The following is a 24,030-nucleotide window of genomic DNA, read 5'->3' on the forward strand; positions in this document are numbered from 1 at the left end:
CCTGTCAGTTATGACACGTTTAAGACTAGCAATTTGGCGCTGGCCCCTCTTATATGAACTATTTCTTCGGCTTCCAATAGAGCGTATCGAGCCTTGTTTCATCAATCATTGCCTGGGCTTTGAAACCAAGGACGTTATTTTGAACAAAGCTGCTAGGCACCTCTTTAGCGATATGAGGCGTTTTCATCATTTCGTAAATACGAGTATTCATTAAAAGCCGGAGAGTCCTTTTTTCATTCTTGGTCAGCCGGGGGTGTTCCATCACATTCACTCGAAGCTTCATAACGTCATACATATCCCGCATGTTCTCCGCCTGCTTGATAAAACCACGCAGCCCCTTTTTCCCAAGCTCAGATTGTCTGCCCGCAATCAGCGCGTCCTTGGCAGCTTGAACCTCAGCGTCTGTAATCGGTGTTGATGTGGGATAGGCCGGCCCTTGCGATTGCGGGCTCTGTGGTGACTGGCCTTGAACCTGAGGCGCAGACTGCTTCGGAGATTGCTGCGCTTTTTGTTGTGCTGGTTTCTGCACCGGTGCCTGCTGTTGTGCTCTAGCAGGTTCTGGCTGATAACCAGCCTTTTGGCGTTGTGGAGCCTTACTTTTCTGAACCTCTCCCTGCAGGGCTTTGAGCTTTGCCTCAGCTTTACGATTGGCTGCCGCGTCCTTGCGATCCTGTTTCAAAGCCGATGAATAAAGTTTTTCTGCTTCTTTCAATCGACCAGCCTGCTTGGTAACACCCCGCTCAGCCTTGCGATAATTTTCTTCAGCCTGCACTCTGACCTTACTACCTACTGGATACTGCTTCGAAAGAATCACCAAATCCAGCTGTTTACGGGCATCTCTCATTTTCCCCAATGCCTGGTTAAATTCCTGCTGCACCGTTTGCATGCCAAGCTTTCCATTCTCGCTTAGAGGAGAAGAAGGTGCGCTATCCGAATGGAAGCCTTTGTTATTACCAAGACGAATCTGAAGGGCACTGCGGGATGATGAAAGTTCTATAAGCTGCTGAGTAAGACGCCCAACTTCCAGTTCAGCGGTCTTATCACCCTGCCGAACATCTGAGGCTGCACGCTCCAGATGGGTCTTCAAATCCCCTTCCAGATTTTTGAGTCCTTCCAGCCGTGTTTCTAACACAGCCCGATCATCTTTGTGGAAAACCCCTGTACTGCCCGGGTCATACAAACCTGACAGCACACTTTTATGACTGCTTGAAGATGTCGCAACATCCAGATCCAGCTGATCCTGAGCTCCGGAAAGCTCCAGTCCAGCTTTCTGGAGTTTACTTTCAGCCTCTATCAGCTGTTTTTCAGCCTTATAAAGGCCATTTTTGCGGGTGGCTGGAGTGTCCCATCCCACACTGTTTCTCAACTTCTCCAGATTACCTGTAGCCTCATCAAATCCTTTCAGAGCTTCAGCATATTTCCCTGCTTTCTTTGCCAACTGTGAAATGTCATCTTTCAGATCTTTAGCAACATTATTGTTATCCGATACTCCGCCGGCTCCACGATTAACCAAAAAGGTATCGTACTGCTTCAAGACTTCGACATGCCTTTGATAAAGAGCCTTTGTTGCAACCTGCACCAGTTCGCGTTTGCCGCCCAGAATGGTCTTTCCGGGAGCGGTCTCCAATGTCCATTGTTGCAACTTGCCCTGCGGCTGGTCAGTCTTCTGCGGCCCATGAAAGCCGCCGGTTTGCTGAATCCCCTGAAGACCACCACCATTAACCGAATGACTCATCAGCCCACAGCACCCATATCAGTCTTTTTTACCCTTATCTGAAGCTATCGGCCGCCGGCGCCTTTTTAGAGCCGCAGTCAGGTCGTCCAACAGCTTTTCCTGATCTGTTTTCGGCACATCTTTGGGTGCTGGACGATTGTCAGTTTTCTGTGAGCCGCTTCCGCTCTTAGACCTCGCCTTTATTTTCTCCCACTGATTCTGAAGATCGCTGGCTTTAAAAGGCCTCTCGCCATGGGGCAGCGCGGGCTTTTCCTGCTTTTTCTCCTCAGTAACAACCTTTGGAGGTGGTGGAGGCGCCGGGCTGGTCTCTCGTTTCGGCCCCCCGATAGGTGGAGGTGGTGGCGGAGGCGGAGGCGGCGGGGTTAATGTTCCAGAAGGGGATGGCGTCGGGGCTGGAACATCCGGCGACTTGTTTTCCTTTTTGATGACGGGACTGTTGGATTCAACATGCACCTTTTTTGAAGGAGGCGGTGGTGCAGGTTTATGTTCCCGAACAGCTTTCGTATTCTGATTTCGCTTTGGCTTGGGCTTCTTAACCGGCGGCCCAACCTTAATGCCTTCAATCCTTTTGCTCAGGTTTTCAGGAATAGAGGGTTTGGGTGAGACTGGTGGTTTTGGAGCAACTGGTGTTTTCACCACATCTTTGGGCTGAACAGGCGATGGCTCCTCTGGGGGCTTGGAAACAACCTTTGGAATAGCAATATCGGGCAGCTGATAGTCATCAAGGTCTGGGAGATTTGGATAAAGAGACGGGATTTCTTTGGTTTCAGGCTTTTTTACATCCTGAGCAATGGTTTCTTCATAGGATGGAGGCAATCCCTGTGCCTCCCGCTCCGAAGAGGTTTTTACCGGCTCTGGAATGGATAAAGGTTCAGATGGTGGTGTGTACGCTGGAGGCGGCTCATCTGGCACAGTTTTCTGCTGGGGTACATTTGGCTTTTGATAATTGGAAACCTGAACCGTTGGATTATTCACAGGTTGTACTGGCCGGGCAAAAACAGATTTCTGAGGCAACGGCGGATAAGACAGGTTCATATACTGGTTTGGTGGGTAATAAGTCACCTGCTGATTCTGGAAAGGCGGATATTGAACAACAGGTGGTTGAATATAAGTTACCGGTGGCCAGGGTTGCCATGCTCTGGCATCAAGAGCTGTGGGAATGTATGGAAGCTGTTGCTGCAAAGGTGCAAGCAGCAGATTTACGTCTGCCAATATCTGCTGAAGTTGCCGATCGCCAAAAGGAACAGAACCACTGAATACCTGAATATTAGGGCTGGCAAAGCCAATATTCTGTAGAACAAACGGTCCCTGAACTCCACCAGCCATAACCTTTACCGTTATGGCTGGTGGAGTTCAGGAGGGTTGAGCTGATCACTCAGCCATTGTTCAACACCTTCCATAAGAGCACCTTCAACCGATAACCATTCCACCTGATGATTTTCAGGGTTTAAAACGCCCATGTGTGTTCCGGAAAAAACAGAATCAACAACAACCAGCTTTTCTCCGTCTTCAAAAACAGTGTCTTTAAAGTCATCAATCAGGCAGTCCAGGGCACTGATTTGTGCCATGGCATCTTTTAACCCCTCTGTGTCGGTAGATTCCTGATAAATCCCTCCCCAAGGATATTGCAGGAAAACAGCCAGATTGGGGCGCACCAGATAGTAATGAAGGGCATGGCTGTTTACGCCATAGCCATCAACTCCATAAACCATCATATCTGCGACATCTCCACCTTCCAGAGCTGTAAGCCAGAGGTTGAGGTTCCAAGGCTCCGCTGGCAGGCGGGATGAGGCCATAAGGTTTGGCGTTAGAAATTGGATATCATCAGCCAGATCAACCGGTATTGGCGGAACAGGTAACTCTGGCAGAACAGACTGAGGGAAAAAGTTTTTTAATCTCATTAATCATCTCCCTCTTCATCGCTGAATTCTTCGTTATGCTCTGTCCATAAATTCCTTCCTACGTCAGAGTAATAACTTGTTACAGCCCCTTTTGTAACGGTCGTCTGAAGGTTTTTCATAGCCTGCCATTGAAGGAAATCAGCTACAGGAAGAGATTTAAGAAACGCTTCATCTGGCTTGTCCTGCCCATTTACCAAAGCTTTCGCCCGCTCTGGGAGCGCTAGCCTTAACCGGTAATGATTACGTTGCACATGCTCAAGATACTCAACCGGGGATAGGCCTGTTTCCTTATCTCGCCAGGTGCTCCAGTCATCAACAACAAGACCAAGTTGCTCCAGTCCCAAAGCATGTCTACGAAGCAGGTAATATCTGTTTTCCAAGGCATTGACCTCTTCCTCAGATAAATAATCACCAAGATCACGCTTGAGTTGCTGGATATCTAAAGCTTTGAAAGCTTCCAGAGTATCCCTGCCAATCAGGAACGGGTATCCAACCCGGCACCCCGCCTTCTGTTGGAAGTCATTTTGAAAGTAACTGGCACTTTCCCGAATAACCGTGCTCATTGGAAACAGGGAGTAATCATTGTCGATTGAGGTGACCTGCCCCGTTTTAGATACCATGGAGTTATCCATATGCCGATCTGGCATGGCACAAAGAGCATCGAACCACTCCATTCTGTTCAAACCACTCATGACTTTGGCATGAACCCTTGGAGAACTATATCCATGAACAACGTCATTCATACTTCCTGACGGATGAAATCTGTGACGACAGGTTTTCCCCGGTGCTACGGACATATGCATACCTAATTGCCCGTTATGTACAGCAAACTCTACTTCAGGGGCCAGCTCCGGCATGCCAAGCTTTTCAGCTATTTTGTGCACAGCCATATTACGGGCAACGAAGTGTGGTGTTTCGGGGTCGAAGTAGTCTTTCTTGGTAACAATTGACTGCCACCTGGAGTGGTCGCGGGAGTCTATAGGTTTAAAGATCTTGGGAATGAGTTTTCCACCGACTTTATAAAAAATCTTATAGACGGTATTTCGAGCTCCTTTACCAGCAACAGTTACAGCTTTTGGAATTTTGGCTATGTCGTTATCAGTCAACTTGCTACATACAGTGAAGTTAGGATCAAGGTTGTAGCCCAACCTCTTGAATTCCATGGCAGTATTCCAATCCAACTCACCTGCGCACCGGATCGATCCAGGATCATAAGCAACCTGCGACACCAGCTGTTTTTCACTTTGTATCCAGTAAAGCAAATTCTGGGTGGTATAATCGATAGACTTGCGGTCCCCCCTATACCAGCTTTTCAAACTTTCCCAGTAACTGGCTGGCTGAGAATCAAGCTCTGCACGCCTCACAGCAATAAGTTCTTCAAGCTCATTGAGTTGTTGAATCATCAAAGAGCCTGTCCTGCCATTTATATCTAATGACTCCGATAACTTTTTCTTCTGGAGAGCCTTTATGGATTCCACCCTTGAGTTCAAATCATGTGGCAGCAGCTGACCCAAAGTTTTATCGCCATGTTCTTCAAACCATGTGGAGTTTGTAAACTTTTCATCTATTCGATCAAATAACGCCTTCTTGCTGGTGTCATTTAAAAAACGCTCGTGTACACGCACCTGAGGAACACTAGTCAGTGCTCCAGCCTCTCTCTTCCCAACATGTGATCTCGCTGATTTGCCAATTTTGCGTGATTTGAGATAGACCCTCTTTCTGGCGTCAACACCTGAGGGATTTTCTGGCATAAGACGAGGTTGTTTAGCTAACTCCGGCTCATCATCTTCGTAGGTGCGAAAATGCTTTCTACCACCACCGGAAGTTGGTCCAACCCCACCTGTTTGCATGTCTGTCCCCCCCCTAAATTGGCATGTCCCGGTTATGCCTGCACTTAGTACTATCGACCTGCCACAAGGCTCCGTGAGGGAGGTTTATCTCAGATAGTAAAAGGGAAAAAGCCAATAAACTGGCAGAATGAAACCAGATTATTTATGTGAAGGAGCACGCCTGTGCTTTGTTTCCTGCTCGTAGGAATAAGCTGCTTCTATAAGCAATGGCTCACTGCCTGCACTGGCAAAAAATGAGAGGCCTACCGGGAGTTCATCAACAAAACCCATAGGTACAGTAAGGTGTGGATAACCTGCTACAGCGGTGACAGTGCCAACAAGGCCATACTCTCCTCTCTTTTCGTCAAGAGGATCTGCCGTACCAGTCGTTGTTGTAACCAGCAGATCAACTGAACATCTTGCCAGAGTGGCATCTATAGCTTTTTGGCGTTCTTCTTTCAGGTTTGCCAGCATTTCCAGATAGGTGGCATCAGTTATGGGGAGCGCACCCTGAGCATCAATAAAGACTTCCTGAGAAAAGGCCTGAAGTTCCTGCTGTGCCAGCCTGTTGTTACCTTCAATCAGTGCTTTCAGTGTTTCAGCGCCAGTAACCTTTGCTTTAGCCAAGTATTGATTAATTCCATGCCGAAACTCGGTAAGCATCACCTGATACTGCTTCTGAAACCGCACATCCAGGCCCAGCTCGCAGGACTCAACAATAATCGCACCGTTATCCGCTAAATCACCCAAGGCTTTATTGAAGAGATTTAATATTTCAGGCTGCTTAACTAGAAGATCGCTAACTACCCCGATGCGTTTGCCTGCCAGCCCTTTAGCATTCAGGAATTGTGAGTAATCAATCTTTTCGTCCCCCATAGCACCCAGAAGTATCGTCATATCAGATACTGTTCGAGCCATTGGCCCTGCTGTATCAAATGAGTACGCGACAGGGATGATTCCATTTTGAGAAATTAAACCTATAGAAGGTTTCAAGGTAACGATGCCATTTTGAGATGCAGGACAGATCAGGGAACCACTGGTTTCTGTTCCTACAGATACAGCCGTTAAATTTGCTGCAACAGCAACAGCGGAGCCACTGCTGGAACCACAGGGGTCCATACCCCAGTTATAGGGACTGTGGGTTTGCCCTCCCATAGCACTCCAGCCACTGTGTTCTGCATATCCCCGAAAATTTGCCCATTCGCTTAAATTGGCTTTGCCAAAAATAATCGCACCCGCTTCCCGCAATCGTTTTACAACAGCAGCGTCTTCCGATGGATTGTGATCTTTTAACAGCAGAGAGCCTGCCGTTGTTGGCATATCAGAAGTATCAATATTGTCTTTTATAAGCACGGGAATTCCATGTAAGGGGCCTCTTGCTCCCGAAAGAATTCGCTCAGCATCCAGTTCTCGCGCAATATCCAGAGCACGAGGATGAATTGCAATGATGGAGTTCAACCCTTTTTCACCCCGATCAAAGCGTTCAATACGATCCAGATAAAACCGGATTAATTGCGCAGATGTCAGCTCACCTCTTCCCATAAGCTGTTGAAGCTCAGCAATTGTTTTTTCAGACAAGTCCTGCACAGCGCTCACCATATTGCTTATCAGGCAAAGACATAATGCACCAAACCCCAGCACTATTTTTAGTTTTTCAATCTGCATCAATTTTCGCCACTCAATGAATATCACTGATCTAGACTGGCTCTCTCGATTTTGCCCATTGATTTAAGGATCACTATGTCTTTGGCTGTTGTTCACACCCGAGCCCGGTTAGGTATCAGTGCTCCGGAGGTACAGGTTGAAGTTCACCTGTCTAACGGGTTGCCAGCCTTAAATATTGTCGGCCTGCCGGAAACAGCCGTGAGAGAAAGCAAAGACAGGGTTCGCAGCGCGCTTATTAATGCCGGGTTTGAATTTCCGGCACGGCGGATAACCGTCAACCTAGCCCCAGCAGATTTGCCAAAAGAAGGTGGCCGTTATGATCTGCCCATTGCGCTTGGGATTCTCCAGGCTTCAGGCCAACTTCCGGAAAATGCTCTTGAAGGTTATGAATGTTTGGGAGAATTATCTCTGGGCGGTGAACTCCGGCCAGTAACCGGCATTCTTCCAGCAGTGATGGCCGCGCATGAAACAGAACGCAATGTACTGGCTCCAGCGAGTTCGCTTCCTGAAGCCTCACACTGTTCAAGCGCCGTGGTATTTGGAGCGGATAATCTTCTCGCCGCCACAGCACATTTGAATGGCACACGCCCTCTGCCTAAATCAGAAGGCAATATAAAACTTCAGTGCGTTAAACTTGCGATTCGAGACAACCTTTCTTCGGTACAAGGACACTTTCAGGCTCGAAGAGCTCTGGAAATTGCGGCAGCCGGAGGTCATGGACTGCTGTTCAGTGGTCCTCCCGGAACAGGGAAAACCATGCTCGCCCGTTGCCTGCCCGGGATTCTTCCAAAGCTCTCTGAATCAGAATCTCTGGAGGTTGCAAGTATTCACTCACTTTGCGGGCAAAGCATTCCTCAATGGCAACAACCACCCTGGCGAGCACCGCACCATACCGCTTCGAGCACGGCTTTAACCGGTGGTGGTTCTCACCCGCGACCGGGGGAAATTAGCCTTGCTCACAGAGGTGTGCTCTTCCTCGATGAGCTGCCGGAATTTGACAGGCGTTCTCTGGAAATACTTCGCCAACCATTGGAATCCGGAGAGATTCTGATTTCCCGTGCCCGGCACCAGATAACCTTTCCGGCAAAGTTCCAGCTACTGGCTGCCATGAATCCCTGCCCTTGTGGATTTCAGGGAGATAAAGAAAAAACCTGTCACTGCACTCCTGAACAGGTGCAAAAGTACCGCCGCAAACTGTCTGGTCCCTTGCTGGACAGAATCGATCTGCGAGTTGAAGTTGGTCGCCTGCCACCTGCTGCACTAATCCAACAACCCAGCTCAGAGCCAGAACCTTCTGAAGTTGTTCGAGAAAGAGTCTGCGAAACCCGGGCATTTATGATTGCCCGGCAAGGGTGCTTGAATGCATATCTCAGCTCTGATGATGTGATGCAAAAAGCGGCACTGGGAGAAACTGAAAGAAAGTTGTTAGAAACACTGGCAACCAGAATGCAGTTATCAGGTCGAAGCTTGCACCGTCTGCTAAGAGTATCCAGAACAATTGCGGATATGGAGAAGGCAGAGCGTGTAACAACCAAACATTTAACAGAAGCAGTCAGCTACCGACAGGTGAACTGACTGCGTGTTAAACAAGGTTACTTGGAAAGGTTTTCCAACAAAGTCTGCTGAGCATTACGCTCTTTCTGATTACGAACTGGCAACTTACGCTCGTAAACACCTTCATTGGTAAGCAGATAGCTTCTGGTGTTATCACTCAAGTAGGTTTCCAGTTCCTTACGGATTCGGATAACCAGCTTTGGATTTTCAACCGGGAAGCATGTTTCCACACGGCGGTCGAGGTTCCGGATCATCAGATCCGCACTGGCACAGTAAACCTTCTCTTCGCCACCGTTATAGAAATAGAAGACACGGGTGTGTTCAAGGAAGCGGCCAAGAATTGAACGTACGGTGATGTTTTCTGAAAGCCCTTCAATACCGGGTTGCAGACAGCAGATACCACGCACAATCAAATCAATCTTCACACCAGCCTGGGAAGCTTTATACAGCGCTTTAATCGTAACCGGCTCGGTAACAGAGTTTACCTTGATAATGATATGGGCCTTCTCATCATTGCGGGCCTTCTCTGCTTCCTGCCCGATTAAATCCACCAGTCCCTTCTTAAGAGTGAATGGCGCGTGGAACAGCTTCTTCACTCGCAACGCTTTACCCATTCCAGTGAGCTGCTGGAAGACCTTGTGTACATCGCTGGTGATAGCTGGGTCACAGGTTAACAGACTGTAATCGGTGTAAAGACGGGCATTGCCCTGGTGATAGTTACCGGTTCCCAGATGGACGTAACGAACAACTTTGCGCCCCTCACGGCGAACAATCAGCATCATCTTGGAATGGGTTTTATAGCTCACCACCCCATACACGACGATGGCTCCAGCTTCCTGTAAACGGCGGGCAAGCTTAAGGTTTTCTTCCTCATCAAAGCGGGCTCGAATTTCCACCACCACAGTCACTTCTTTACCATGACGTGCAGCTTCAACAAGTGCGTCCACCATCTGTGAGCGGGAGCCGGTGCGATAAAGAGTTTGCTTAATCGCCAAGACCTGTGGATCTTTTGCCGATTGGCGCAGCAAATCCACAACAGGAGTAAATGACTGGAACGGATGCAGAAGAAGTACATCTTCCTTACTGACGGCATCCATCAGTTTGTCACCCTTGGTTGGCAAACCTTTGGGGTAGCCGGGAGTAAAGGGCTGGAACTGCAACTCTGGATGATTATCGCTGTCGCAGACATCCATCATCCGGGTCAGGTTTACCGGGCCGTTAATTTCGTAACGTTCATCTTCTGTCAAACCAAACTGGTTCAGCAGGAAGTCAGAAAGATAGCGTGGGCAGTTATCCACAACCTCAAGACGCACCGCATCACCATAACGACGAGAGAGCAGTTCGCCCTGCAACGCAGTTGCCAAATCTTCTACATCGTCGTCTTCAAGGCTGAGGTCACTGTTTCTGGTCAAACGGAACTGGTAACAACCCATCACCCTCATGCCTGGGAAAAGATCTTCGGCATGCTGGTGGATGATAGACGACAAGAAAACATTATATTCCCCGTCATCCTCACAAACATGACGAGGTAACCTGACTATTCGAGGAAGAGAACGGGGAGCTGGAATAATTGCCATACCGGTTTCCCGGCCAAAAGCATCTTTGCCATCCAGTTCAACAATGAAGTTCAGGATTTTATTGGCCAGACGTGGGAACGGGTGGGCAGGATCAAGACCAATCGGGCTGATAATGGGCATGATTTCCTGAAAGAAAAATGTTCTGATCCAGCTTTTCTGGGCATCAGACAGTTCATTCCGGCGCAGGAAGTGAATGCCCTTTTCCCGCATGGCTGGCAGCAGAACTTCATTAAGAATGTTGTACTGCCTTTCCACCTGATGGTGGGACAGGTGACTGATTTCTTTCAGCACCTCGGCCGGGCGCATGCCATCCAGGCCAACCTGTTCACGGGCAAATTCAATCTGCTGCTTGAGGCCGGACACCCGAATCTCAAAGAATTCATCCATATTGCTGGAGAAAATCAGCAGGAAGCGCAGGCGTTCAAGCAGGGGATGCTCTTCATTCAGCGCCTGCTCCAAAACCCGGATATTAAACTGAAGATGGCTCAGCTCCCGGTTCAGGTAATAATCAGGGTTGGTGTAGTCTGTGAGCAGAGGCTTCACATCTTCCGGCTTTACCGCAGCCCCATTAACCACATCTCCGGTGGCTTTTCCGGTAGCTCCAACGTCGTGCATAACTCCTCCCTCACTCTACCCACTCATTGGTTCTCTTATTAACAGGCTTTCACCCAAGAACCAGCATCCAGACACTGACCATTAACAGCATTATACCCGGCAAAGTCGACCAGCCGGGACTCTCTGCCAGTTTTTTGAGAACAATCTGGCCAAAAAGTGCCCACAGGTAATGGGACATAAAGTGCAGAATAACAAATACGGTGGCCATCGCCGCCACAACCTGCACATTGCTGACATCAAACCCGGCCATTGTGGCCACAATAATCAACATCAGTTTGGGGTTTAAAGACTGAAACACCAAACCCTGCCAGAAACCAGGTTGAACGGCTTTCGCCTGAGAGCTGCTGTTTTCAGCACCTTTTGATGGCTTCAGCATGCCTACAGCTATCCACAGCAGATAACCACAACCAGCGTATTTCAATACTTTGGCAAAGGCCGGAAACTGTTCCAGTAACTCCGCCGCTCCCAGCAATCCGGCCAGAACCATTAAACCGGTAACAACATTGGCTCCAAGAATAAACCAGCTGACCTGAGCCAGCTGGTAGCGACCAGCCAATGTACACATGGTAAGGTTGGCTGGCCCCGGGCTGAATACCAGAGGCAGGAGCAGAAGCGTATAGGCGGCCAGCTGCTCCATAGTATCAGTTACCCTGTTTCAGTAATTTTGCAGCTTTCGGGGCAAAGTAGGTGAGAATGGCATCAGCACCAGCCCGCCGACAGGCAATCAGGCTTTCCATCATCACCGCCTCACCATCCAGCCAGCCATTTTCAGCCGCGGCCATGTGCATGGCGTATTCACCACTCACTTGGTAAACAAAGGTTGGTGCGCCAAAGGTGTCTTTCACTCGGCGAACAATATCCAGATAAGGCATACCTGGCTTCACCATCACCATATCTGCACCTTCTTGCAAATCCATGGCCACTTCGTGAATGGCTTCATCAGAATTCGCTGGATCCATCTGATAGGTGTACTTGTTACCCTTGCCAAGATTACCGGCAGAACCCACCGCATCACGGAATGGCCCGTAATAGCTGGAAGCGTATTTGGCAGAATAAGCAAGAATGCGGGTGTGGATATGTCCACTCTCTTCCAGAGCAGAGCGGATTTCACCAATACGGCCATCCATCATATCGGAAGGTGCAACCATATCAGCGCCAGCTTCTGCATGGCTGACAGCCTGCTTAATCAGGGCAGATACAGTTTCATCATTCATCACATAGCCGGAATCATCCAGCAGACCGTCCTGACCATGAATGGTGTAAGGGTCAAGAGCTACATCGGTAATAACACCCAGCTCCGGGAAACGGGATTTCAGGGCTTTAATGGTCCTGGGAACCAGACCATCGGGATTCCAGGCTTCCTTGGCTTCCAGACACTTCTTCTCTGCTGGAACAACCGGAAATATGGCCAGAGCAGGAATACCAATTTCTACCCACTCTTCCGCATCTTTGAGCAGCTCATCAAGGCTCAGGCGTTCAACACCAGGCATAGACGCTACCGGTTCCCGAATCATCTGCCCTTCCAGCACAAAAACCGGGTAAATCAGGTTATCTACCGAGAGACGATTCTCACGCATCAGACGGCGGGAAAAATCATCTTTACGCATACGGCGTGGACGGCTGGCAGGGTAGGAACGTTGAACAGGATTCAATGAAATCACTCCTTTCTATTATCTGCTACCGGCCTGAATCCAACCGGCACAGAGAGAAGGACATTATGGCCTGTTTCCGGACGTATCTGAACTAGCTTCTGTTGACATCCGCCGGTTTTAACAAAATTACAACTCTTCGTATATCAGCGACTGCTACCTTTACGCTTCGTTTCTGAATGAACTCCCGAATGCCCGCGAAACCCATCGTGATTCTGTTATGTTTATGCCTGTCTTTATGGCAGGGGTTGCTGCAGGCCTACGACACACCAAACGAGGAGGTTGTGACCACACCTCCTCAAGATTATTACCACCACTACAACACAAACTCCTTTTTTGAACGTTTTTATATTGAAGGCGCTCGTGATTCCTGGCTCTCATTCAGTGAAGACAATGGGTTACAGTTTGAAAAACGCCACCTGCAACAGCATTTCTCCCTGACTCTGGCCGCAGCTGTAGGAACAGCCCTTATCAGCAACGCTCCGCAGCTTTGTGGTGTTATAAGCAATAACTGGCAGGCACAACTGGCCACCCATTTGCCTGCATTGATTCTGCCGGTTTACTACATCAAACAGCACTGGAAAGCCTTTCGGGAAAAACAAACCTCAAAGACCTACCGAATTGTTATTGCAGATAATCACTCTCTTGCTGAACGCTTGATGATGACTCTGCACATTTCCCCCAATGAACAGAAGCTGGTTTTTCAACGTCCACCAGCCAAACTATTTGGGTTTCCATTAAAAAGAGCGAAAGACAACAATCATCTCCAGACGCTGGCTGACCAAATGTTTTTAATGAACAGTGATGAAATATCACTGACATGGCGTGGCACTCGTACCTCTGTAGAAATCAATATTGGTAAACCAACAGGTCAGAATATGAATGTTTATATTCCGGCCTGGGGAGCCACACTATCTGAAGTTATAAAAACTCAGAGGGTGCCTTCTGTCCTGGCTCTCCTTCAACCACGAGGTTTGGAATTTATTACATCCCTGTTTAATTGTTTCCTGGGTTTTCGTTTCACCCCGGAAAAGTGTGAGTGTGGTGAGTTATCTTTTGAGGCGAGCCAAACTCAATTTTCTCATTACTATTTCAAACCGGATAGTCACTACAAAACCCTGCCTTCACTTAACGGGAAAAAAATTAACGGGCGTTTTTTTGTTCCCCTTCTTCCCTGTAAGAAAGATACCGAGTGTGAAATGGCGATGACCTGGGCTATGACCTCAGATTTTGGTCATACATTGCCCAGCGAACAAACGCCAATGTTTATCTATTCCATGCAAAAAAAGATAAACACAATTCCCAAAAAGCCGCCCCATTTTGAAAGTTCCGTAGTCACTAAAATCGCTGCCTGGCAAACAGATCTTATGTTTGTTCCCCTTTATCTAACCCTGTATATCTCTTCAAGCATGGCTTTTAAGCGTTTTTTCAGATCAATGGGATGGATCAATTCTTCTCTGGCTTCCGGGGGCAGTTCCGCTTTTGTTGCCTGGCTTGTCGATGCACAGTTCTCATTGTTTGGAGATACTTTTTATGATCCGACCCGGTATTACGAGGAGCATTACAGCAGTGATACTCCACCGCCTAAAAGCTTTGGTTTTACAGCTACTCGGCTTCATCTTCTGCAGGAAACACAAACCATAAAAGCTATTGGAACCCCTTCTATTTCCACAACTCTTCACGAAGAGACAACAACCTTGGAACCCACCCTTAGCCATATGGGGAACAACTGTTTTTTTAATGCCACTCTCAGCTATCTGAGCCATACCCTGACGGAACAAGAACTCACTGACCTGAAAGATAGTGTTTTTACGTCTGCAAACAGCAGCTCTGAAGAAAGTGATGAACTTACCGAGCTTCGTGAATCATTCACCACACTCATGAGAACTCTTCGCCGCAATTCAGTGCTAGCTGTTAGCCAGAAAGAGTTAAAAATCGATCAACAGCGTTTTTTCAACGCTGCACAGGATTACGGCCAAACAAAAGATGGAGTACGTTTAGGCTTAGTCGTTGGCTCTTCGTCCATGTGGAGCCTCCAGCAACATGATGCCCATGAATTCCTTGTAGGGCTCTTTGATGCATTGGGGATGAGTCATAACAGAACGGCGTCCCTGATTCACGGAACAAGAATGGAGTTCCCTATCAAAGGGCAAACCTATCAAAAGTATCACTTGGGAGGAGAGGTAAAACACAACGTTAAAGAAGGAGGGCTCGCTACCGTTGAACTGGCCATTCCAGCACCTGAACATATTGAGCAGCACAAAATTCGTAGTTTTAACGACATCCTTAACAAGGAGTATTTACACCGGGAATGGTGCCCAAAATCAGAGGGGGTAAGAATTTCGTCTACGGAAGTTGAAGCAATGAAAATGTCGGAGTCTGTTTATGAAAGTGTCAAAGCCACCCCCCAGGAAAGAGAGATTTACAATATTCCAGACAGTGAGTTTGAAAATGGAAAATCCGCCAGCAGGCCACTCCCCTGTTTTAAAACCATTATTCTGACTCCCGACAACCCGGAAGACCTGAAACATATAACAACACAGGTTCGCCTCTACTCTAATAGTTCAGCCCAAACAAGTAAGCTGCGAAAAGTCAGCCGCCATCTTCTGGCCGGTGGTGACAGACTGACCATTCCTGTTTATGCGAAGGATATGTCTCCGGGGTCGAAAAGAGATATTCACATGCAGCTGGATGGTGTTGTCATGCATTCCGGTGCAACTATGGACAGTGGTCATTATCTGTCAGCTGACCTGAGAGAAGGCCGCTGGCATATCTCAGACGATATGAGCACTTACGTCACAAGGATTGACCCGGCGCCAGGCCATGAAGGGAGAGCGCCTATAGAAATCCTGAATAGCTACATGGAAGAACATGGCTATGATCCCTATATCCTGCATTTTCATCGCTTGTAGACTTCACTAAAAGTTATACTGATGAATCCACTGACTGACGCCTTCCGTATCAGCCAATACAAGAACATGGATACAGGCTCATGCGCTACACAAAACTCCTGCTACTCGTTGCCATCATTGCTGCTATTGGTGCCTTTTATGGGTTAGGCCTTGGGCAGTATCTGACTTTTGACTTTTTCAATGAGCTGAAAGCAGAAAACCCTCTGCTAACAGCCGGAATATTCTTTGCGACCTATGTGCTGGTTACAGCTCTTTCGCTGCCTATAGCTGCAGTTATGACCCTTTTCGGCGGTGCGCTGTTTGGGTTAGCGGAAGGGCTGTTAATTATTTCTTTTGCCAGCACCATTGGCGCAACTCTCGCCATGCTTGTATCCCGAACCCTGTTACAGGACTGGGTGCAGAGTAAGTTTGGTAGCTACCTGAAAAGCGTAAATGCCGGTGTTGAGAAAGACGGTGCATTTTATCTGTTCAGCCTGCGTCTGATTCCTGTTGTGCCCTTTATGGTGATCAACCTTGTGATGGGCCTGACCAAGATCCGCGCCTGGACGTTTTACTGGGTAAGTCAGATTGGCATGTTGGCAGGAACGGCTGTTTATGTGAACGCTGGTGCGCAGCTCGGACAGGTAAAAGAATTCTCGGTCAAAGGCATTGCGACTCCCGGCCTGATCTTCTCCTTTGTTCTACTGGCGGCTTTCCCATGGGTTGCCCGTGCGATTATGAATACTCTGCAGGCTCGCAAAGTTTATAAAGGCTTCACCAAACCAGAATCTTTCGATACCAACCTTGCCGTTATTGGCGCAGGTTCTGGTGGACTTGTCAGCGCTTATATTGCCGCTGCGGTAAAAGCCAAAGTTACCCTGATTGAAAAGCATCAGATGGGCGGTGACTGTCTGAACACCGGTTGTGTACCGAGTAAAGCGCTGATTCGTTCTTCCCGCATTAATCATTATGTTCACAGAGCTGATGAGTTCGGCATTAAAAATGCTGAAGCTGAGGTTGATTTCCATGCAGTTATGGAGCGTGTGCAATCTGTTATTAAGCAGGTAGAACCCCATGATTCTGTAGAGCGCTACTCAGGCTTGGGCGTTGATTGTGTTCAAGGCACCGCAACACTGGTTTCCCCCTGGGAAGTAAAAACCGGTGACAAAACCATTCGTGCGAAAAACATTATTATCGCCAGTGGTGGCCGACCATTTGTTCCATCCATTCCTGGGCTGGATCAGGTTACCTATTACACCTCAGACACTATCTGGGAGATTCGCGAAAAACCTCAACGCATGCTGGTTCTGGGCGGTGGCCCAATTGGTTCCGAGTTAGCTCAGGCCTTTAACCGTCTTGGCATTCAGGTTATTCAGGTTGATCGTTCCAATCGTATTCTTCCCCGGGAAGATGCCGATGTTGCGGAAGTTGTGATGGAACAGTTCCGCAAAGATGGTATTGATCTGCGGGTTGGTTATGAGGCTGTTGCCTTCCACAAAGAAGGTGACAAGCAGTGGCTGGAAGCGAAGCATGAAGGTGAAACCAAAACCATCGAATTCGATGTTGCTTTGCTGGCTCTGGGACGCAAAGCCAATACCGCTTCTCTCGGAATGGAAAACCTTGGACTGGAAACCAATCCAAACGGTACCGTAACTGTTAACGAATACCTGCAAACCAAATATCCGAATGTTTATGCCTGTGGTGATGTTGCTGGCCCTTACCAGTTCACCCACGCAGCTGCGCATCAGGCCTGGTATGCGGCAGTGAACGCTTTGTTTGGTCGCTTTAAGAAGTTCAAGGTCGATTACTCTGTTATGCCCTGGGCAACGTTTATCGACCCGGAAGTTGCCCGTGTTGGCCTGAATGAAATGGAAGCCAAAGAACAGGGAATCGAGTATGAAGTGACTCGCTTTGGTATAGACGACCTTGATCGTGCTTTAGCTGACGGCGAAGCCAAAGGCTTTATCAAAGTTCTCACCGTTCCCGGTAAAGACAAAATTCTTGGCTGCACCATCGTTGGTTACCACGCAGGCGAGCTGATTACCGAGTACATCACCGCCATGAAGCACGGGCTGGGGCTGAACAAGATCTTGGGTACTATCCATATCTACCCGACCCTGTCTGAGACCAACAAATATGCGGCCGGTGAATGGAAAAAAGCCCATGTACCCGAAAAAGCCATGAAGTTTCTTGAGAAGTTCCATGCCTGGAGTCGCGGATAAATCACCGATCCCCGGAAGCGCTTGTTAACGCCAGTTGCTTCCGGGTTGACGGCCTTCTTCATCCCAGCGTTTTTTTCTCAGCGGTACTTTCATTATCGGCTTATTATCTTCATCAAACGTGATGTACCTTTCCGGGTACATCTCGATATGATCCTTCTTTCCACCAAAACAAACATCTTCACGGAACGGGTTGTAATCCCAGTGAAGCTCTTCACCCGCGGCAATATTGCGAGTTGTGATTAATGACAGATCACCTTCTTCTGTCACAAACACTTCAACATTGTTGTCTTTGCTGTGATTAATAAATCGAAGTTTATTCTTCCCTTCTACACCTTTTGCTAAAACCAGCCTTCCTCCCCCAGCCAGAGACGCTTCAATAGCTTCCGCCTCAGAGTCTTTTTGTATCCAGAGAATATAGGTGTCGTCTTGAATAAACTCCGGTTTATTATCTTTTCCTATCCGATAAACAGCCCACTTTTTGGTATGAGGTACAAAAACCCTGAACCGCTCTTCTCCCTTATAATCATCAAGGTGGCGGCCGCCAGATATTGGCTCACCTGCCATAAGACCCTGACCTGCTGCTTTGTTTTGACTGGGGCCAGGATACAGGCGCCACTTTTTATGGCCCGATCTCTGTACCTGCATCAGTTGTTTTTGTACCTGTGTAAGCATTTTGTTTGCGGAAACTTTATCGATTTCCGCACGAGCTAATAGCTGTTTGAAATGTAGGTAGCTGCTTCTGAACGCAGCAGCCAGCTGTTCTTTTTCTTCCAGTAATAATTGTTTAGCATCCAGTTCTTCTTTGACGCCTTCAAGCTGGCTTTCAAGCTTTTCGTGCTCTGAGAGCGCTCGGGATTGTTCCCGTACCGCTTTCTTTTCTCGGGTTTCAGCAAGAAGTTTATCTCTCAGATATTGTGACTGTTTGGCCTTGCTTTTCTTTTCCCGATCCAAAGCTTCCTGCAGTTTTGAATAAGCCGTATCAAGAGTTTCTTTCAAGGAGCTTAACTGGGCTTGCAGAGCAGCCAGATACCTACCCCCTTTTTGCTCTTCCAAAGCCTTATCTTGAAGATACTGTTCTGTTGCTTGCGCACAGAGTGCAGGGCATTTCACAACATCAATAATGTCCTGACCTTGCTTCAGTTTCTCCAGCATCATTCTCACAGAGTCGATATGCCACAAACCGATATATTCAATATCTCTATTCTCTTTCAAAGATTCAGTGAGAGTCTGAGATAAGGTGGCGCAGGCACGCTCATACATCCCTAACTGTGCCAAAAGGATTCCTTTATCAATTCCGTTCTGCCAAACGGTTTTTACTCTTTCCAGTTCCTTTCGTGCGATTTCTGTCAGTTGCGTAGCAAATTTGTAGAGCTTTTTGGCTTCCTCGCCTTTTTCATTCTCCTCACACTCGCCAGCCTGTCTTAAAACACTTTCTCTTTGATCCAAAATTGCTTTTACATAGAGCATGGTGTCGCAGCGAAGAGCGAAGCGATCATGTTCACTCAGAACTCTCCGGCTTATGCGCCTGGACAACTTGTCAGCACACGCGTCAAACTGCTCGTGTTCATATAGTGATAATGCTTCACAGTATTCATCAGACAATGCCTGACCATAAATTTTTTCAAACTGCGTTTCCAAACCATGCAGAAGTTTCAGGTCTGCTTCCTGACCTCGCCTGCCAGAACCCGCTAAATATTGATAATGGAAAAAAACATCAAAAAGGGTTTCTCGCATCAGTTCAACAGGCGGCCTTAAATCCATCAACTTACGTGTATGATGCGCGACCTTTTCAATCTGGCCTGCCCAAGGCCCTAATAAAACCAAGGCAAGAGGGGCGGTAATGGTTTGCAACTCAGTCACCTGATGACTGCTTCCCTTTTCCTGATACTCTCTCTTTAGCCGAACAAGAGATAAAACCAGTTCCAGAGTTTTTCGACGTGTCCAATGGGGTTTCTCAGCGGTCAGAATATCCCGGCATTCGCTAGCCAGCTTTCTTGAAAGGTTCTCTGGAGATGATGACGTTATAGCCTCACGTAAGCGATCGGTATAACAATCCGTCGCATGGTCTCCTGTGATATTGAGAGCGCTTCCAAGATCAATCAAATCCAGCCACATTTGCCATAAAGGCAGGTGCAAATCACTGGGAGGGTGTCGAAGTCTTAAAATCGTAGTGAGTATTTGTAAGGCTTCACACCAGCTTCTTTTCCGCAGGTTCAAGTCGCCACTTTTCTGGTGCTCACCGAGAAGAATATGCTTGGCGTAATTGAAAGCCTGATCATAATTATGTCTAACCAAAAGCCCATGTTGTCGTCCAAGCGTAACAACGTGACCACTGTCATCCTTAGGAAGATCTGCATTCTTATAATCCTGATGAAGCCGACCTTTAAACTCCATTGTCATGACGCACCGATCTTGCATTTTGGTCAGCGCTGTCTCGAGCTTGATACCAAAACCACAGGCTTTGGCTAAATCGCGCATTTCATGCATCTCAGGCAGATCCGAGGCATTAATCTTACGACCTCTTGGCAAACAGCCGTAGGCCTGCTGAATGTAAGTATTGGCTTCGTGATATTCGAGCTTACATATTGCTCTTTTGGCCTGCTCCAACTTTGGAGACAGTTCTCCCTTTAAGCGCAACATCTCACCATCTGTTAGACGAGTGTCAGACATACGGTGTTGTTGCCTTCCCCGTTCCTGACGGCGGCTTCCTTTTTGGAGTCTGTCTATTTTTCGCCCCCGGTACCTCTGTTCTCTCTTCGGGCAATCCCAGGTCTGCCGAGTTGTACGACTGAAGCTTCTATCTCTCCAATCGTCAGGGCTGCTATCTCTTCTGCGTTTGGTGGCTGGAGGGCTGTCAAACGATCTCATTCTATCGGAGTACATAAACATTCCACTTGCAAAGGAATGTACTTCTGACAGTTCTTCATCTATTAAACTCAGAATCAGCCGGCCTTTATCAGTGAAGCTAACCCCTGTGACAGCAATTCTGCTGTCATTTTTAGACAGCAATCTGCCTTTTTTGATCATTTACCTCTGTTCTGCGCCCCCCTATATTCTCTGGCAGTCATGACCGTATGCCGAAATAACAAAAGAGATAAGCCAGATGAGCAGCAACACACCCTATCCAAAGATCATGGAACCTCTGGATCTTGGTTTTACCACCCTGAAAAACCGGGTCATGATGGGCTCTATGCACGTTGGTCTGGAAGATCGTCCCTGGCATTTTGGGGAAATGGCTGAGTACTTTGCCGAGCGTGCCCGGGGAGGCGCAGGCCTTGTGGTAACTGGCGGTTTTGCCCCTAACCGTGAGGGTGACCTTCTGCCATTTGGCTCCAAATTGATCAGCAACTGGCAGGTGCCTTTCCACAAAAAGGTGACCAAAGCTGTTCACGATGCTGGTGGCAAAATTTTGCTGCAGATTCTTCACGCAGGTCGCTACGGCTATACACCATTTAACGTAGCGCCGACTGCTATTAAATCTCCTATCTCCATGTTCAAGCCCAGAGAGCTGAGTACCAAGGGCATTTACAAAACCATCGACGACTATGTGCGCTGCGCCAAGCTTGCGAAAAAAGCTGGTTATGATGGTGTAGAAATTATGGGTTCCGAGGGCTATTTCATCTGCCAGATGATTAACAAGCGAACCAATCACCGAGATGATGAATGGGGTGGTTCGTATGAGAACCGTATTCGCTTTGCGCTGGAGGTTGTTGGTCAGGTTCGTGAAGCAGTTGGTACTGACTTTATTATTATGTTCCGCCTGTCCATGCTTGACCTTGTGGAAGGCGGTTCAACGATTGAAGAAGTTATTCAGCTGGCACAGGAACTGGAAAAGCGCGGCGTAACAATTATCAACAGCGGCATCGGCTGGCACGAAGCCCGTGTTCCAACCATCGTGACGTCGGTTCCCCGTGCCGCATTTACTGATGTTACAGCCAAAGTGAAGTCATCAGTCAGCATTCCGGTTGTGGCTTCCAACCGTATCAATATGCCAGATGTTGCTGAAGAGATTGTTGCCGGTGGCACTGCCGATATGATTTCCATGGCTCGCCCATTCCTTGCCGACTCAGAGTGGGTAAACAAGGCCGCTGAAGGCCGGGCTGACGAGATCAACACTTGTATCGCCTGTAACCAGGCTTGCCTGGATCATACTTTCCAGGGCAAACGTGCCAGCTGTCTGGTGAATCCTCGTGCAGGCCATGAAACCAAACTGTTGTATACGCCTGTTCTGAATGCTCGCAAAGTTGCTGTTGTTGGTGCTGGTCCTGCTGGCCTTGCCTGTGCAACTGTTGCTGCACAGCGTGGCCATAAGGTGACTTTGTTTGAAGCCCGTGGCGAGATTGGCGGACAGTTTAACTACGCCAGCATGATTCCCGGCAAAGAAGAATTCCGCGAAACCATTCGCTACTACCTCAAGCAAATTGAAGTTCACAATATCGATCTGAAACTGAACACCTGGGTGTCCTCTGAAGAGCTTAAGGCTGCCGGTTTTGATGACATCATTATTGCCAGCGGTGTGGAGCCACGTATTCCTGATATGCCGGGCGTTGATCATCCAAAGGTTGTCACTTATCAGGAAGTGCTAAGCACAGATGTTGAGCTCGGTAAGAAAGTAGCCGTTATGGGTGCTGGCGGTATTGGTTTTGATATGTGTGAATATCTTACCCACGAAGGCAAATCCATTACTCTGGATAAAGAAGCCTGGATGAAAGAGTGGGGAGTTGATGGTGGCAACGAAGTGCGCGGCGGTCTTGTGAAAGCTGACATCGAACCATCTCCACGCAAGGTTTACATGCTGCAGCGTAAATCATCATCTTTCGGTAAAGGTTTGAATAAAACCTCCGGCTGGGTTCACCGTGCCGTTGTGAAGATGAAAGGCGTTGAAACTATTGGCGGTGTGTCTTACGACAAGGTTGATGACGAAGGTCTGCATATCACTATCACCACCGGTAAGCAGGGTGAAGAAGTGAAAGAACAACGGATTCTGGATGTGGATCATGTCGTGCTGTGCGCAGGTCAGGTGAGTGTGAACAAGCTTCACAAAGAACTTGAGCAGGAGCAGAACAGCAACTTTAGCCTGCATCTGGTTGGTGGCGCAGAGCTGGCCGGAGAGCTGGATGCCAAACGTGCTATCAAGTTAGCCAGTGAGCTGGCTGCGGCGCTTTAATCTCAACCTTGCTAAGAGAGCATGATGTGTCTTCACAATGCATCATGCTCTTTTCTCAACCCGCAGAGGCTTATTGAGATCAACAACTTTTTCTTTAAGATTCCAGTCTCCCAAAGGCTGAACAATTCGATATTCCGATGAATGTCTTCCCGTGTGCGCAGCAATCGCTATGGGTTCGACTTTACTTCCTTCCCGGGTAAAGAGAATGGTCGCGGTATTTACATCACCTTTTCCCTTAATACCGGAAGACATGTGATACACCGGTGAAGAAACACCGGTTTGATGATTCACTGCCACCCAGTCGTTACCAATCGTGCTGATAAGTCTTATATCATCCCAGTGACAACAGTTTTCAATACGCTCAAAACACTTACGAATAAACTGATTTCGTTGTGTACTGTCTGATCTAGCCAGAACATTTGCCCGTAACTGAGTATCCAGCTCAAGTGGCTCAAGTACCGTACGACTAGCAGCTTGTGAACTTAACTTCGGTACAACAGGCTCTTGTTTAAATGATGTTTTCTTACTGCGTCTTTTTTTGGATGACGACCCACCCACCTTGCCAACAGCTAATTCTGAAGCAGATTCTCTGGATGATCGGCTTGTTTCACTAGCAGCCTCACCCGAATGAATACCGGCTACTTTTCTTTTGAGGTAATTTATGACGGCATTTTGCAAGACCTCAACTACAAAGGGATGAGCCTCACTTTTTTCAAGTAATTCCTCTTGTGGTACTCGATCACCTTCAAGAAAAATCAACTCAGCAAGAATCGCGTTCAGAAAACCCATCTCATAAGTACATGGGAGAGTCTCTCTCATTGTCTGATACTCAACATTCGCAACAGGGTTATCTTTTAACACCCACTCCAAGGCCCCTTTCGTTGCATACATAACATTCAGAGGGTTGGTAACATTACTTAAACACCCTGCTGCCACCTCAATAAGATCTTCATAAAAGCTTTCAACACCTTCAGAGGTCTGTTGCTTAGCCAGGAAAGAGTCACGATCCTGCTGCATACAAACACAAAGCTCCCTCAGTTGTTCCTTTCCGGTCTTATAAGCCATATTGGGGTGCCTTACGAAAAGATCATCCAGGTACTCAGCTATAAGCTCCTGAAACTGCGTAACATCCAATCGTTGAAGAGCGCCTTTCACACTTTCCGGGATATATAAACGTCGGAGATATGTCCGAATCATATCCGCCGAGCAGAGCTCTTTAAGCACC

At 47.9% G+C, this 24,030-nt stretch carries 14 protein-coding genes; 4 read left to right on the top strand and 10 right to left on the bottom strand.

Features of this window, described 5'->3' with window-relative positions:
• Nucleotides 1–58 precede the first annotated feature (58 nt).
• The 5 genes from ACY2RR_RS03830 to ACY2RR_RS03850 form a co-directional block, all read right to left on the bottom strand.
• Entirely contained in the window at nucleotides 59–1,735 is a 1,677-nt protein-coding gene (locus ACY2RR_RS03830; protein ID WP_490106821.1) for a BAR domain-containing protein, read from the bottom strand.
• Between the two features lie 18 nt (nucleotides 1,736–1,753).
• Nucleotides 1,754–3,061, bottom strand: a complete 1,308-nt coding sequence (locus tag ACY2RR_RS03835) for a hypothetical protein (protein ID WP_490106822.1) — start codon at nucleotides 3,059–3,061, stop codon at nucleotides 1,754–1,756.
• Between the two features lie 11 nt (nucleotides 3,062–3,072).
• A complete protein-coding gene (locus ACY2RR_RS03840; RefSeq protein ID WP_490106823.1) occupies nucleotides 3,073–3,636 on the bottom strand; it encodes a hypothetical protein in 564 nt (187 codons plus the stop codon).
• The gene (locus tag ACY2RR_RS03845) at nucleotides 3,636–5,486 is read right to left on the bottom strand and encodes a hypothetical protein (protein ID WP_490106824.1); all 1,851 of its coding nucleotides are present in this window, start codon (nucleotides 5,484–5,486) and stop codon (nucleotides 3,636–3,638) included. Before ACY2RR_RS03845 ends, ACY2RR_RS03840 begins: the two co-directional genes overlap by 1 nt.
• Nucleotides 5,487–5,624: 138 nt before the next feature.
• The gene (locus ACY2RR_RS03850; protein WP_490106825.1) at nucleotides 5,625–7,130 is read right to left on the bottom strand and encodes an amidase; all 1,506 of its coding nucleotides are present in this window, start codon (nucleotides 7,128–7,130) and stop codon (nucleotides 5,625–5,627) included.
• 75 nt (nucleotides 7,131–7,205) lie between these two features.
• On the opposite strand from ACY2RR_RS03850, the gene ACY2RR_RS03855 reads away from it, so the two are divergent.
• The gene (locus tag ACY2RR_RS03855; protein ID WP_490106826.1) at nucleotides 7,206–8,705 is read left to right on the top strand and encodes a YifB family Mg chelatase-like AAA ATPase; all 1,500 of its coding nucleotides are present in this window, start codon (nucleotides 7,206–7,208) and stop codon (nucleotides 8,703–8,705) included.
• Between the two features lie 17 nt (nucleotides 8,706–8,722).
• Here the strand turns inward: ACY2RR_RS03855 and ppk1 are convergent, their stop codons facing one another.
• Genes ppk1 through hemB form a run of 3 tightly spaced genes read right to left on the bottom strand, consistent with a single transcriptional unit; the run spans nucleotide 8,723 to nucleotide 12,534 of the window.
• Nucleotides 8,723–10,876 carry a polyphosphate kinase 1 gene (gene ppk1, locus ACY2RR_RS03860; RefSeq protein WP_490106827.1) on the bottom strand — a complete coding sequence of 718 codons (2,154 nt, stop codon included), beginning with the start codon at nucleotides 10,874–10,876 and terminating at the stop codon, nucleotides 8,723–8,725.
• A 49-nt stretch (nucleotides 10,877–10,925) separates the two neighbouring features.
• Nucleotides 10,926–11,513, bottom strand: a complete 588-nt coding sequence (locus ACY2RR_RS03865; protein WP_490106828.1) for a LysE family translocator — start codon at nucleotides 11,511–11,513, stop codon at nucleotides 10,926–10,928.
• Between the two features lie 4 nt (nucleotides 11,514–11,517).
• Complete coding sequence (hemB, locus tag ACY2RR_RS03870; protein WP_490107049.1) at nucleotides 11,518–12,534, bottom strand: porphobilinogen synthase; 1,017 nt, start codon at nucleotides 12,532–12,534, stop codon at nucleotides 11,518–11,520.
• A gap of 182 nt (nucleotides 12,535–12,716) precedes the next feature.
• Between hemB and ACY2RR_RS03875 the strand changes: the two genes are divergently transcribed.
• On the top strand, nucleotides 12,717–15,437 hold the full coding sequence (locus ACY2RR_RS03875; RefSeq protein WP_490106829.1) for a ubiquitin carboxyl-terminal hydrolase family protein: 2,721 nt from the start codon (nucleotides 12,717–12,719) through the stop codon (nucleotides 15,435–15,437).
• A gap of 80 nt (nucleotides 15,438–15,517) precedes the next feature.
• Nucleotides 15,518–17,638, top strand: a complete 2,121-nt coding sequence (locus tag ACY2RR_RS03880) for a dihydrolipoyl dehydrogenase family protein (protein WP_490106830.1) — start codon at nucleotides 15,518–15,520, stop codon at nucleotides 17,636–17,638.
• 24 nt (nucleotides 17,639–17,662) lie between these two features.
• Here ACY2RR_RS03880 and ACY2RR_RS03885 read toward each other — a convergent pair whose 3' ends face one another.
• Nucleotides 17,663–20,308: an SET domain-containing protein-lysine N-methyltransferase gene (locus ACY2RR_RS03885; protein WP_490106831.1), complete on the bottom strand. Its 2,646-nt coding sequence runs from the start codon at nucleotides 20,306–20,308 to the stop codon at nucleotides 17,663–17,665.
• A gap of 433 nt (nucleotides 20,309–20,741) precedes the next feature.
• On the opposite strand from ACY2RR_RS03885, the gene ACY2RR_RS03890 reads away from it, so the two are divergent.
• A complete protein-coding gene (locus ACY2RR_RS03890) occupies nucleotides 20,742–22,805 on the top strand; it encodes an FAD-dependent oxidoreductase (protein WP_490106832.1) in 2,064 nt (687 codons plus the stop codon).
• Nucleotides 22,806–22,847: 42 nt separating this feature from the next.
• On the opposite strand, the gene ACY2RR_RS03895 is transcribed toward ACY2RR_RS03890, so the two are convergent.
• Nucleotides 22,848–24,002: a hypothetical protein gene (locus ACY2RR_RS03895; protein WP_490106833.1), complete on the bottom strand. Its 1,155-nt coding sequence runs from the start codon at nucleotides 24,000–24,002 to the stop codon at nucleotides 22,848–22,850.
• Nucleotides 24,003–24,030: the final 28 nt, after the last annotated feature.

Source organism: Parendozoicomonas sp. 2304DJ65-17, from assembly GCF_058148445.1.